At 69.5% G+C, this 15041-nt stretch carries 2 protein-coding genes; one reads left to right on the top strand and one right to left on the bottom strand.

Annotation, left to right across the window (positions count from 1 at the left end; translation table 11 throughout):
• Positions 1-51: 51 nt before the first annotated feature.
• Positions 52-13284 carry a filamentous haemagglutinin family protein gene (locus HXX10_RS05745; RefSeq protein WP_296520593.1) on the top strand — a complete coding sequence of 4411 codons (13233 nt, stop codon included), beginning with the start codon at positions 52-54 and terminating at the stop codon, positions 13282-13284.
• A 978-nt stretch (positions 13285-14262) separates the two neighbouring features.
• Here HXX10_RS05745 and HXX10_RS05750 read toward each other — a convergent pair.
• A complete protein-coding gene (locus tag HXX10_RS05750; protein ID WP_296520594.1) occupies positions 14263-14904 on the bottom strand; it encodes a hypothetical protein in 642 nt (213 codons plus the stop codon).
• Positions 14905-15041: the final 137 nt, after the last annotated feature.

A 15041-nucleotide genomic window follows, 5' to 3' on the forward strand; every position in this document is an offset into this window, starting at 1 on the left:
CTGGCCGCGGGAGCCGTTCATGCGGGGGATCTTCGGTCCGGGTTTACCGGGGTGAGCCCGGTCGCGGCGGCGACGGCGGCCCAGGCGGCGACGTCGGCGCAAGCCTCGGCGGCGGCGCGGCAATCGATGGAATCGCTGGCGCGGGCCACGCAGGCGCTCAAGGCGATGCGCGACGCCCAGAGCGCGGCGAACGCGCTGGCACGCAGCGCCGCCGGCACGGTGCCGAACGGGCTCGTGCCCGGCGGGCTGATGCCGGTCGCGAACCCCAACAGCACCACAGACGGGCTGACCGCCTGGGTCGGCGCGGCGATGCCGACGCAGAGCACCGGCGCCGGCGGCGCCGTCGACGTGACGGTACGGCAGACGCAGAGCAACGCCATCCTGTCGTGGCAGAGTTTCAATGTCGGCAGAGCCACCACGTTGACCTTCGACCAGCAGGGCAATCCGAGCTGGATCGCGCTCAACCGCATAGTCGGCACGGCCGCGCCGAGCCAAATCCTCGGCTCGATCAAGGCCGACGGCACCGTGCTGGTCATCAACCAGAACGGCATCGTCTTCGGCGCCGGCGCGCAGGTGAACGTCAACGCGCTGATCGCCACCAGCCTCGACGTCGGCCGCGTGGCGGACTTCACCGCGAACACGGTGCGGACGATCGCCCAGCGCAACCAGGAGTTCCTCGACTACGGCCTGCTCGGTTACGCCGACTCCAACAGCGGCGCGGGCGTGACCTTCTCGACGACGAGCGCCGCCAAGATCGGAACGAACCCCTTCTCCTATCCGAATTCCGGGTCGGTGCGGGTGGAGAACGGCGCCAAGATCACCAGCGGCGACGGCGGCTATATCCTGCTGGCGGCGCCGAATGTCACCAACGCGGGCCACCTGGTCTCCACCGACGGGCAGGTGATCCTGGCGGCGGGCGACAGTCTCACGCTCACCCGCGCGACCGGCGCGTCCGACAGCGCGGACCCCGGCATCCGCGGCTTCTTTGCGAGCGTCGGCGACCTGACCTCGTCGACCAAGAGCGTTGTCAATCTCGCCACCGGCCTGATCGAGAGCCCGCGCGGCTCGATCCTGATGACAGCGACGGTGTCGAAGGGCAACGGGGCGGTCGTCAATGCCGGCGGCCTGTTCTCGACCACCGGTGTGTCGCGCAACGGCGCTATCGAGATCCTGGGCGCGAGCGTCGAGATCGCGCCGGGCAGCGTGCTATCGATCCTGCCCGACGACAATGGCGAGACGATCCCGCAGGACCAGACCTCGCTCGCCGCCTTCAAGCGCTCGCAGGTCGTGATCAGCGGCTCCTACGACAACGCCTCCGGGCTGGCGCCCACCACGGTCGGCGGCCCGGCCCTGATCGACATCGGAGCGAATGCGCTCGTCTACGTGCCATCCGGCAACGTCACGATCGGGGTGTCGGCGGGCCAGTACACGGGACTCGGCTCGCCGGCGGGCTCGCGGGTGTTCGTCGACACGGGCGCCGTGATCGACGTCTCGGGGCTCCAGAACGTGCCGATCCCGGCGTCGCGCAACACCATCGACATCAAGGTGACGACCAACGACCTCGCCGACACCTCGGCCTATCGCAACAGTTTCCTGTACGGGACGACCGTCACGGTCGATCCGCGGCTGTCGGGCGTGCGCTCCGACGGCGTCGCATGGATCGGCTCGCCGCTGATCAATGCGACGAGCTACTATCAGCAGGTCGGCGTCTCGGCGGCCGAGCTGATGACCAGGGGTGGCAACGTCACGCTCGGTGCGGCGAGCTTCGTCGCCGGGTCGGGGGCTGCGGCCATGGCGCCGAACGTGATCCTCAAGCCGGGCGCGGTCGTCAACGTCGCGGGCGGGTGGGTGACGTACCAGGCCGGGGTGGTTCACACCACCCGGCTGATCGATGCGTCGGGCCGCATCGTCGACATCGGCAAGGCCGATCCCAACGCCACCTATGTCGGCGTCTACGACGGCTCGGCCGTCAAGCATGCGCATTGGGGCGTCACCGACACCTTCACCAACCTGCTGCGGCCCGGCGGCACCTACCAGGCGGAGTACACGGAAGGACGCGACGCCGGCTCGCTCGCTCTCGTCGGCTCGGCGGCCGCCTTCGACGGCACGCTCCTGGCGGAGGCCTTCGCCGGCGTGAGGCAGATCGCCGCCGGGACGAAAGGCACCGGCACCGCGTCGGTCTATGGCGACTCGCGTGCCGTGCAGGCGGCGCCCTCGCAGCTTCCGGCCGGCGGCTACCTGCTCGTCCAGGCGCAGGGGATCGGCGGGGCCGGCGCTTTCGGCGGCGACATCGTGGTTGTGCCTGCGTCGGACTATCAGGCCAACACGGCGGGCCTCCGCTACGGGCAGGTCCTGCAGGTCGCGGCCGACGGCTCGGTGACGATCCCGACCCGCGACCCGGCTTCCTATCTGTCTGCCGAGCAGATGTCGACGATCCGCCTGTCCGACGCGCTCCTGTCGGGCTCGGGCCTCGCGGCGGTGTCGCTCGGGACCTCGGGCAATGTCACGGTGCCGAAGCGCGCGACCGTGAGCCTCGCGGCCGGCGGCGTCTTCACGGTGCTGGCGGGCCGCAAGATCACCATCGACGGTACCGTCTCGGTGCCGTCCGGCCAGATCGCGCTCACCACCTACGACAGCAATTTCGGCATCACCGGCGGCTCGGTGTTCGCGCCGAGTGCTGCGCAAATCGGCGACCACGACATCGTCGTCGACGGCACGCTGTCGGTCGCCGGCCGCTGGGTCAACGATTTCGGCGCCGACGCGGCTGGCATGGCCGGTCCGGGCTGGCTCGACGGCGGCTCGATCACGCTCTACGCCGCGCCGCGGGTCACGCAGGGGATCGCGGGCGCGACGACCACGGCCGACCTCTCCGGAAGCATCCTGATCAATCACGGCGCGCTGCTCGACCTGTCGGGCGGCGGCCGCGTCGACCGGAACGGCAAGCTCAATCTCTCGGCCCACGGCGGCAATCTGAGCCTCTATGCCGAGACGAGCTGGTTCGAGATCGCAAGCTGGGTCAATCTCGGCCTCGAAGGCACGTTGAGCGGCTTCCGCATCACCGGCCAGACCTATTCGTCGAAGTCCAACGGTATTCAACCTTTCCTGCAGATCAACCCCGACACGATCAATGCGCGCGTCTCGATCGACGCCTACGCGATCCGGGCGCAGGGTTTTGCCGGCGGCGGCACCTTCACGTTGACGACGCCGGAGTTCGCGTTCAGCGACGACACGGCCAGCACCGCGAGCGCCAAAGCCACGCGGCTGCCGCTGTCGTTCTTCTCCAGCGCCGGCTTTTCCAGCTACAAGATCACGTCCTACAAGACCGATCTGTTCACGAATCCGTTCAACAACGGGCTGGGTGGTACCGACGCCATTCTGGCGACGCAGACGCTGACGGTCGGTGTCGGTCAGACGCTCAATCTCGTGCAGTCGGTGCTGCCGGCGCAGACCGCCGCCCAGCTCACGGCCTTGCGCGCCCTCGGCACCGGCGGCGATCTGTTCTCGGTGCTGACGCCGGGCGTGCCGGCGGATGCGTACGACCAGAAGCCGGTCAGCCTCACGCTCGGCGGCCTGCTCGAGCTGCATGTCGCCCAGGGCGGCAGCGTGACGGGTGCGGCGGGCGCGAGCCTCGGAATCTCCGCCCTTTTCAACGAGGGCACCATCCGGCTGCCGGGCGGCACCATCGTCCAGCAGACGATCCTGCCGCCGCTCTACACGATCGCCGGCACGCTCGGCATCCGTGCGCTGTCGGACGCGTTCACAATCAATCCCGACGGCAGCATCAGCGAGGCGACGCTCAGCAAGGTGGCGGGGCTGACCAACGCGCAGCTCGCCGGCGCCGGCTCGCCGGCGGGCCAGACCCATCCGATCTACGAGCTCGGCCTGCTCGACCCGGGCGAGGGGATCAGGCTGGCGTCCGGCAGCGTCACCGACCTGTCCGGCGTCAGCCTACGCAATCCCGATGCGGTCGGTTCTCTCGGGCAGCCGATCGTCACCGGCCGCATCGTCGCCGGCGGCACGCTCGCGACCCTGCCGGTCGCCGCGCTCACCGGCCAGACGCTGTTCCGGGCCGCGCTGCTGTCGCCCTATCTGGATCTGTCGGTCGAAACCTCCGTCCAGAACGGCACGACGACGACGGCGCTCGGCGTGGTGCAGGCCGGCCGCAGCCTGGTGGTGGCGCCGGGTGCGGTCGTTGATCTGTCGGGCACCTCCGACCTCTACGAACAGCCTGTCGTGGGCGGGACGCTGGGCCGCGCCGGCGCCACGGTCGCGACGCCGGTGTGGAGCGATGCCGGCACGCTGTCGGCCGGTGCCGGCGCGACGTTGACGGGCGCCATCATCAAGGCCGTGGGCGGCGCCGCGCAGGCCGAGGGCGGCACGCTGGTGATGCTCGACCCGGTGCTGACCCAGCACGACCCGGCGACGCCGGCCGCCAATCTGGTCTCGGCCGACATGATCACGGCGGCCGGCTTCACGACGCTGGTCGCGCTCGGCAGCGTCAGCAATGCGGGCGACGCGACGATCACGCTCGGCCGCGCGTTCTTCCTGGAAAGCCGGCCGGTGGTGGCCACGGGCTCGACCATCTCCCCGGAACTGAACATGCCGACGATCAAAACGGGCGGCGGCACGCTGACGATCGACGCTCCTTACGTCGCGCTGGTCAGCCCGTTCGAGACGATGACGACCCCGGCGCTGGGAGCGCCGGGCAGCGGCCGCGTCGTGTTCGACGCCGAGGCGATCGACGTCACCGGCACGGTGCTGATCGACCGCTCGGTCGGCAGCGCCACGTTCAATGCGAGCGGCGACATCCGCCTCACCGGCGTGGTGCCGTATGTCACCACCACGACGCCGACCTTGACGGGCCGCCTCGCCGCCAACGGCGATCTCGCCTTCACGGCCGCCCAGCTCTATCCGACCACCGGCTCGAGTTTCGCGATCACCACCACGGGCACCTCGTCGCCTTCGACCTCGAACGGCGGCCTGATCACGTTTGCCCGTGCCGGCGACGCGGTTCCGGTCGCGCCCTATTCGGCCGGCGGCAATCTCACGGTGGAGGCGGCCAATATCGTCCAAGGCGGCGTGATCCGGGTGCCGCTCGGCACCCTGACGCTCGGCGGCAGCAGCGCCACGGTCTTCGCGCCGGCGACCCAAAACCTGACGCTGGCGGCGGGCGGCATCACCTCGGTGTCGGCCAACGGCCTCGTCATCCCCTACGGCACCACCACGGACCAGACGGAGTGGTACTTCGCCCCGACCGCGACCGATGCGCTCGCGGCGCCGCCACAAAAGCTGCTCGGCCTGTCCGGTCGCAACATCAGCATCCAGGCCGGCGCCACCGTCGATCTCACGGGCGGCGGCGACGTCTACGCCTACGAGTTCGTGCCCGGCACCGGCGGCTCGCGCGACGTCCTCAACCGCCTCAACCCCGACGCCTATACGAGCCGGACCGGCACGCAATATCCCGACGGCCGGCAGGTCTATGCGATCGTGCCGGGGCTGTCGAGCAACCCGGTCGCCGCCTACGATCCGATCTATTCGGCCGGCTATGGGAGCCTGTCGTCGGTGACGGGAGCCGGGACGCGGGTGTGGCTCGACGGCGGCAACGGGCTTTCGGCCGGCTGGTACACGCTGCTGCCGGCCCAGTACGCGACGCTGCCGGGCGGCTTGCGGGTGGTCGAGATGACCGGCGCCGGGACCATCGCGGCCGGCACCACCGCCAGGCTTCTCGACGGCTCGGTGCTGACCACCGGGCGGTACGGCAGCGCGCTGTCGGGCGCGGCGCAGTCGGCCCAGCGCGTGTTCGAGGTGATGCCGCGGGACGTGATCGACGCCAAGTCGAAGATCACCCTGACCACCGGCAACAGCTACTTCGCCACGCTGGCGGCGCATGCCGGCGCGGTGGTACCGCGGCTGCCGCTCGACGCCGGGCGGCTGGTCGTGAACGCGAGCGCGACCCTCGAGGTCGACACCGTGGCCTCGACGACGGCCGCAGCCGGCGGCCGCGGCGCCCAGGTCGACATCACCGGCCCGAGCATCGACATTCTGGCGAGCCTCGCCGGCGCGCCGGCCGACGGCGCCCTGCACATCACGGCGGCGAGCCTGTCGAACCTGAATGCCGACAGCCTCCTGGTCGGCGGCACCCGCACCGACAACGCCGACGGCACCACGACGCTCCTGGTCGCGGCGCAGACCCTCCTGCTCGCCAACGACGCGGGAAGCCCGCTGAAGGCCGGCGAGATCCTGCTCGCGGCGACCGGCACGCTGACGCTCGCCGACGGCGCCGCCGTGACGGCCACCGGCACGCTCTCCGACCGCCGCACCGGGGCCTACAAGATCGGCTCCGACACGGTGGCTGGCACCGGCGCGCTGGTGCGCGTCGCCAACGGCCCGCAGCGCCTGGTTGCCCGCACCAACGCCGCGACCACGGCGCGCCTCGCGGTCGGCGCCGCGACGCTCGACGGCACGGCCGTGATGTTCGACTCGAGCGGCGCCGACACGATCGATCCCGGCCTGGTGCTGCGCAACGCAAAGTACGTGGCGCTGGGCGCGCCACGGATCGGCTTCGGCGCCAACCCAGCGAGCTACAACGGCCTGGTCGTCACCGACGCGCTGGTGGCGACGCTGACCGGGAGCGGCGCGGCGCTCACCGTGCGCTCGCAATCGTCGATCGACTTCGCCGCCGGCACCTACAATTTCGCCGACATCGGCTTCGACGCCGCCGCGCTGTCCGGCCTCGACAACGGCGACGTCGTGATCAGCGGCAACACCGTCAGCCTCGGCAATGCCGGCGCCGCCGGTACGGTGTGCACGACCTGCAGCGCCGGCACCGGCACGCTCGCCATCGCGGCCAAGGACATCGTCTTCACCGGCGGCGCGATGGCGACCGTGGCGTCCAAGCTCACCACCAGCGTTCCGGTCAAACTCGCCGCCGACACGACGGTGATGCTGCCGGCCGGCACCGTGATCGTGACCGGCACCTTAAATGGCCAAAACGTCACCGCGACGCTCCGGGCGCCGACGGCGATCATCGTGCCGGCCGGCACGGCGCTCACCGCCACGGGCGGCACCGGCTTCGTGCTGCCCGACGGCGCCGACGGCACCGTGGCGGCCGGCAGCACCGTCACGTTCGCCGGCCTGACCCTGAGCCTGCCGGCGGGATCGAGCTACTACTTCCCCAACGGGTTCAGTTCGACGTCCGGGGCCGGCAGTTTCGGGCTGATCACCGCCGTAACGACGACCGTGCCGGTCGGCACCCAGACCGTGCTCGCGGCCGACGCGACCGCGCAGGCGACCAGCTTCTTCCGCGGCGTGACGCTGGCGGCGTCGAACGGCGTGTTCGCGCAAGGCGCGGGGAGTGCGCTCAGCGTCGGCGCCGCGCCACTCACGATCCACACGCCGTATCTCGGCGATCGCGCCACCGCGCTCGCCTCCGGCGCCACGGCCGCGATCCCCGACCTGACGCTGACCTCGGCCGCCGCCGTGACGATCGACACGCTCCGGGTGGGCGCGCGTCCGGTCGTTGCCGGCATTCCGGGCAGCGACATCGCGATCAGCGGGCAGTCCGTATCGGTCGCCGGCACCGATATCCGCGCCACCGCCGGCCGGCTGTTGATCAGCTCCGCCACCGGCATCGCGCTGTCGGGCGGCGCGATCCTGGAGGCGCCGGGCTACACCGCGCGCTTTGGCGACAGCGCCGACCCGGTCTATGCCGATGCCGCCGGCGGCGCCGTCACGCTCGCCGCCAAGGCGGGCGCCATCAGCCTCGGCGATGCGACGCTGTCGGTCGGCGGCGGCACCGGCAATGCCGGCACGCTGACGCTGTCGGTGCCGAACGGCGCGATCGACCTCGGCACCGCGACGCTGAACGGCACCGGCGGGCCGAATGGGGCCGGCGGCACCTTCGCGCTCGACACCAGCGGCAACGTCGATCTCGTCGCGCTCAATACGCGCGTCGGCGCTTTCGGCTTCACCGGCGGCTTCAACGTTCACACCGACGCGGGCAATCTGGTGCTCGCCGCCGGGCAGAGGCTGCGCTCCGGGTCGGTGAACCTCACGGCAGATGGCGGTTTTGTCGATATCGCCGGCACCATCGACACCTCGGGCGTCAACGGCGGCGACGTCGCGCTGTACGGCCGCGCCGGCGTGCGGCTCGCCAGCAGCGCGGTGATCAATGCCTATGCGACCGGCTATGCGGCCGACGACACCCGCCAGGCCAAGGCCGGCAATGTCACGCTCGGCACCGACTTCGTCACCTCGAGCATCAATTCGGACGGTTCGGTGTCGGGCAGCAGCGGCGCGATCAGTATCGCGCGCGGCGCCGTCATCGACGTCGCGGCCAAGCGGCCGGGCGACCGGCTGGTGCCCTATTATCTGAACGGGGCGAAATACTATCATTACGTCGAGGGCGACGTCGGCGGCACACTGACGCTGCGCGCCCCGGTGACCGGGACGGGGGGCAACCGCACCGTCGCTATCACGGTCGACGACGCCTCCAGCGTCAGGGGCGCCAGCGCCGTCAACCTGGTCGGCTTCCAGCGCTGGGATCTCGGCAAGGTCGCCGACAGCACGCTCTACACCGGCGTCACCCGCGTCGGCACCACCGTCACGCTCGATGTCAGCGCCGGCCTCGACACCGCCAACACCGACGGCACGCTCACCACGGTCGCCGGCATCAACTTTCTCGGCGACAAGGGCAACGGCGCCGTCACGACAGTGGTCGACTTCGTCCAGGGCTTTGCGCTCTCCGCCGGCAGCTATGGCGGGCTCGGCGGCCTGGCGTCGCTTCCCACCTTCCACGCCCAGCCCGGCATCGATCTGACCTACGCCGGCAACGTCACGCTGGCGTCGAACTGGAACCTCGGCGCCGGCATCGTCAACCAGACCGCGGCGGTCGCCGGCAACGCCATGGCCTACAACGCCGGGCTGCTCAAGAACACGGTGGTGACCGGGCAGGAGGCCAACCTGCTGCTGAACTATACCCAGATGCTGTATCGGGTCGACGGCAGGATCACGGGCGAGCCGGCGGTTCTCAATCTGCGCGCCGGCGGCACGCTCGACCTCAAGGGCTCGATCACCGACGGCTTCTTCACCTTCCGCGACCAGACCGATCCCGCCTATCTCAACAAGCTCGGAACCTCGGTCGGCAGCGTCGGTCTCACGGTCCAGGGCGGTTGCAGCGGCCTAACGTCGGGTGTCTGCAAGGTGCTGACAGAGTGGAGCGCCTTCACCGCCGTCTCAGGTAACCCGAGCTCCTATTTAGCCGTCACGTTCTCGCCCGGAGTCAACTCCTTCAACTATCTTGCGACCCCCAGCGCCGCCGTTGTCAATGCACCGCCCTACAATGCAGCCGCGAACTCGCCGGCCGCATTGGGCTCGTTCCCATCGGGAACGGGCGCCGGCACCAGCAGCGTCGCGAATGGCGGCGATCCGATCGGCAGCGCCGTGGTGTTTCCGCTCTTGGACAGCAGCGGGCGCGTCGCTCGCTCGACCTCCTACGACCTCGTCGCCGGCGCGGACGTTGTGACCGGTGGCATCGCTGCGCCCAGCGCCGATCCGAGCCGGACCGCAGCCGCGACGACGGCGAACCTCATCGTCGAAGGCTTGTCGAGCTACACCTATGCGCGCAATACCGGTAGCTCCATCAGTGGCGTGGATTCGAGTGTTCTTTATATCGATGGTAACGCAACCTTCGGGGCTGCGACCAAACCGGCGACGACGGACGGCACCGTTGCGGTCGATCAGTGGATAACGAGACTGCAGGCGAGTGTGGCGGGCGCCAACGTGAAGTCTACCGGCGCGGCCGAACTGATTCTCAACTCCGCTAGCTCCAGCGGAACCGCGTTCACCCAATATATCGACAGCCTTTTCGTATCCTTCGCTACCGCACGGGGATTGACCCAGCTTACGACGGCTGGAACGGTGCCCAACAGCAGCAATTATAAGTATTACTACGCCAAACCGTACTTCCAGTACGTCATGTCGGTGAGTACATTAAATGACTTTCTGACCAATTACATCAAGCCCAACGCAGCCACGATCGCGAGCTATTTCACCTACACGCCGCCCGCCGCGGGCACCACCACCCAGCCGGTGACGGCCTACACCAAGTCGCTGGTCCGCACCGGCACCGGCAACATCACGCTCGCTGCGACCGGCAACATCGATCTGACCAACGGACCTGTGACCATGATCGGCGGCTATCAGGTCGGCGGCACGTCGGTTTACACCGCCGGCCATCCGGTCGTCGCTGCCACCAGCATCGTCGCCGACCCGGAGACGGGGCAGCTTGTCGCGATCAATCTGGCGAATGCGCTGCCGACCAGCAACAATCTCGCGGCCGCGAGTTCCTACGCTTATGGCATCAGCACCACGGCCACCGCGCCATCGGCGTGGAGCGGCGTGCTGGTTGCCGATCCGGTCGCTCTGGAAGGCGGCGGCGCCATCACCGTCAGCGCCGGCGCCGACGTGCTCGGGCGACGCGACGCATGGCTGCAGGTGTCGGGCGGCCTCGCCTGGACCGGCTCCAACGCCGAGCCGTGGCGGATCGGCGCCACCGGCGCCAATACCTACGCGGCGATCAATCCGCAGGTGTTCACCGGCGGCGTCGCCACCCTCGGCGGCGGCAACATCGCCATCACGGCCGGCCGGAGCGTCTCCGATCTCGCGGTGGTCGCCACCGATTCGCTCGCGACCGCGACCGCGACCGGAGCGGGCGTCTCGACCAAGGCGATCGCGGCCTTCGGCGGCGGCGACGTGACGATCGCGGCCGGCGGCAACATCTTCGGCGGCCGGGTCGACGTCGCCTCCGGCGCCGGCCTGATCACGGCGGGCGGCGACATCACCGCAAACGGCCGCATCCCTTCGAATCTCGGGCTCCTCAATCTGCTGCGGCTCTACATGTCCGATGCGACCATCGACATCGAGGCCGGCGGCAGCCTGACCCTGCAGGGCGTCGCCGCGCTCGGACCGAAGAAGTTCGAGAGCAACAGCGCCGACAACACCGTGATCATGAACAATCTCGCGGCCTCGACCTTCTACTCGGACAGGGCCGCGCTGAGCCTCGCCGCCAACGGCAGCGTCACCGTGACCAACCGGGACGACTATCTGCTCACCTACAGCGCCGGTGCGATCACGCCCGGCGGGCAGCAGGCCGTCTATCCGGGATCGCTCCGTGCCGTCGCGCTGACCGGCGACCTCGCGCCGGTCGCCGGCGGCGCCTACACGGCGAAAGCCATCCTGCTGGCGCCGAGCCCGGCCGGGCAGTTGTCGCTTTACGCCGGCGGCGACATCGCCGCGTCGACCATCGCCATGCTCGACACCGATCCCGGCTGGCTGCCGGGGGCGCTGTCGTCGTTCCAGGGCAGCTACACGGTCGGCATCGGAGCCATCACGTCCGGCACGGCGCTCGCCTTCCCGGCCGTGCTGCCGAGCACGAGCGACATCACGAAGCGCCAGCAGCACGCCAAGACCATCACCCATGCGAACGATCCCGAGCCGGTGCGGATCTATGCCGGCGGCGACATCGGCGGGGCGAGCGGCGGGGTGATCCTGTCGGTGCCGAAACAGGCCCGCGTCTTCGCCGGCGAGGACATCGTCAACATGATGTTCTTCGGCCAGAACCTCGCCTCGACCGACATCACCCGGATCGTCGCCGGCCGCGACATCACCGCCACCACGGTGCTCACCAAGCCGGGCGGCGCGAACGGGATCGGTACGCCGGAGCCGGCCCTGCAAGGCAACACCTTCGTGATCGGCGGGCCCGGCGATTTCACCATCGAGGCCGGGCGCGATCTCGGGCCGTTCCTCAATTCGGCGACCGTGACCTCGTCGGGCAAGACCGTGAGCTATGGCGGCGGCATCCTGTCGATCGGCAACGAATGGAATCCGTGGCTGCCGGCCAAGGGCGCCGACATCACCGTGATGTTCGGCGTCGCCAAGGGCGCCGACTTCGCGGCGCTGCGCGACGCCTATCTGGTCCCCGGCAGCGCCGCCGCCGTGCTCGGGCGCTACAGTGCGGTGCTCGACGACTGGATGAAGAAGAACGCGGCCGACGTGCTCCTCCGGCTCTACGGCACGACGGACGTCTCCGACGCCCAGGCCTACGACGCGTTCAAGACGCTGCCCGAGCTGCGCCAGCGCATCTTCCTGCTCGGGCATGTCTATTTCGACGAGCTGCAGGCGGCCGGCGACCCGAACGGCCCGTCCTATCTGCAATATTCGCGCGGCTACACGGCCGTGAACACGCTGTTCCCGGCGGCGCTCGGCTACACGGCCAACAATCTGTCCGGCGGCAGCAACGGCGCCAATGCGCTGGTCCCTACCGGCAATCTCGATTTGCGGCTGGCCACCATCCAGACCGAATGGGGCGGCGACATCCGCATCCTCGGCCCCGGCGGGCGGGTGATCGCCGGCTCGACGGTGCGGACCGACGCGCAGGCGGCACGCCGCACCTATGACGGCTCCCGGCTGTTCTACGGGAATACCGGACTGGGCGATCTGCCCTCGGCCATCAAGGCGATCCCGGCCGGCTACGAGGGCGTGCTGACGCTGCGCGGCGGCGCCATCTCGACCTTCACGGACCAGGACTTTTTGCTCAACCAGAGCCGGCTGTTCACCGAGCAGGGCGGCGACATCCTGATGTGGTCGTCGAATGCCGACCTCAATGCCGGGCAGGGGCCGAAAACCTCGTCGAACTTCCCGCCCGTGCTGGTGAAGATCGACCCGCTCGGCTATGTCCGCGAGGACAAGGTCGGCGCCACCACGGGCGCCGGCATCGCCGCGCTCCAGGCGACCCCGAAGAGCCCGCGATCGGACGTCACGCTGCTGGCGCCGCGCGGCGCGGTCGATGCCGGCGCGGCCGGCATCCGGGTGTCGGGCAATCTCAGCATCGCGGCGCTGTACGTCTTCAACGCCTTCAACATCCAGGTGCAGGGCACGACCACGGGCGTGCCGGTCGTCCAGGCCCCGGCCATTGCCGCCCTGACGGCCGCGACGAGCGCGACGGCGGCGACCCAGAAACTGGCGACGCCCACCCAGGGCAACGGCGGCGACCGCCCCTCCGTCATCATCGTCGAAATTCTCGGCTATGGCGGCGGCGAGGGCGCCGAGCCGCCACGCGAGGACAAGCCGAAGCCGCAGTCCGGTCTGTCGCCCGGACTGCGCGTCCAGAACCCGGCGAGCGCGTTCCAGGTCCTCGGGGCCGGCGAGATGACGATCGACGAGGCGCGCCAGCTCCTCGCCGAACGCCGCTCACAGTCCGGAGACCGGGGCGATGGCGCTCGCTGACCGGACAGACCGCGACCTGAACGCAGGTCGTGCCTGTTCTCTCCCCCTCCGGGACGTATGTCTGTGTCGAGTGCTTGCGCCGCGGTCACCACGGAACCATGGATGGCAACATGTTGGTCCGGTGCGGGCTGCCGGCAGACGTGAGCCTGGCACAGCTGTCACGAATGCTCATCTGTCAGGTCTGCGGCAGTCGGGCCCACGAAGGCGTTCCGCAGCGCAGAAGATCTAGCGACATTTCTGGCGGGGCGTAAGACGATGCATCCGCTCGTTGCGAGAGGGCCCTACAGGGGGCGGCTGCAGGCTTTCGGAGGCTTCCGCCGCGTCGGAGTCGGTGGAGGTCTCGACGCGCCCCTGGGCGGAGACGGCAGCCCGGCCGCATTGCTTCGCAACGCCTCGGGCAAGTGCTCGTCAGAACGGTCTGACGGCCAAGCCACCAAGAGCGCCAGTGGACCGCCGCCCAATAGGGCCGCCGAGAGGGACGGGGAACTGTTCGCCTTGCCAGTCCAGCCCGTAGCCCCTCATTGAATTAGCTGGCTATTTATGGGGCACTCCGGGGTGCTGATCCCGGCGGTCAGACCGTGAGTGTCATCGAGCAACAGGGGCATTCTGATGTCTCACTAAAACTTCACCCCCAACCTGCTTCAGCCCTTGCAGCCCCAAACCATCGATCCGTCTGAGTGGCCCCGATCCACGCCGAAAGAACAATTCAACGAAGCTCTTAGCTTCATTCCAGGCTGGACCATTGGTCTCTCGCGCGGCCGCCCTTGAGCCGGGCCCCCGTCCACCGCAGGAGGCTGTGCACGAGCACGACGAGCCGGAAACTCGGGACCGCCCGCTCAAAACGGTCGAGACGTTTGCACGGACTCATCGGCTGCCCCCACCCTCTATCCGCGCTTTGATTGCGACCAGGTGAGCGCCGAGCCGAAGCGGGAGGCGGCCGACCGGGTGGTCGGTTGGGGGTAGACTTCGAGCGGTCGGTCATGCCCAAAGCCCTCTAGCTCGCCAAGTGATCATCAAATCGGCGATGGGGTCGTCGGCCGGCGGAAGCTCGGTGTCGAGCCCGGCGAGGCTGCGTGCCGCTCGGGCGTTGGCCTGGCGGCGGAGCGTGTCGGCAAACTCATCACGAAGGTCGGGCGAAGTTGCTATCCGGTCTGCCAGAGCGCCGATGCTGGCCACCGCCCGTTCTCGCGCAGCGGCGCGCCGCTCGGCCGCCGTCGCGGCGAGGTCGGCCTCGACCGCGGCCCGAAGCCCTGAGATCTGCTCTCCCGGCCACAACTCTTCGGAAAGGCGGACCGCGTCGATCTCGGACGACTTCACGTCGTGCACGGCCAGCGGCGGGCGCGAGCGCGCGAAGGCACCGAGAATCTCGGCGCGGGCGGCGACGGCCTCCTGCTCGGTGTCGGCCTCGACGTGGACGATGTCGGCCCGGCACCCGTGGCCGGCCTCCGACGAGAAGATGTCGAAGTGCCAGACGCGGGCCCTGGTGCCATCGGAGGGCCGCCACACCAGCGGGCCGACCACTAAATGCGGGCTGTCGGTACTGGCGATAAGACCACGGACAATCTGGTCCGGGGTCGTCTCTCGGGGTGCATAACGGGTGAAGTCCTCGTGTTCGGTCATGTCTGTTCCTCTAGGTGATCAGATTTCGACTACGAGCGCCGCGCCGGCCGTGATCCCGGCGAGATCCGCCGCGACGCGGTCACGGCCTCGCCGGTAAGCTGCAGCTCGCGCCGCGGAAGTCGACGACGGGAAGTCGG

This window comes from Rhodoplanes sp., from assembly GCF_013377085.1.
Lineage (GTDB): Bacteria > Pseudomonadota > Alphaproteobacteria > Rhizobiales > Xanthobacteraceae > Rhodoplanes.

Excerpts from the sequence above, each read along its gene's own strand:
- HXX10_RS05750 (WP_296520594.1), bottom strand. The coding sequence starts at position 14,904 with ATGACCGAACACGAGGACTTCACCCGTTATGCACCCCGAGAGACGACC.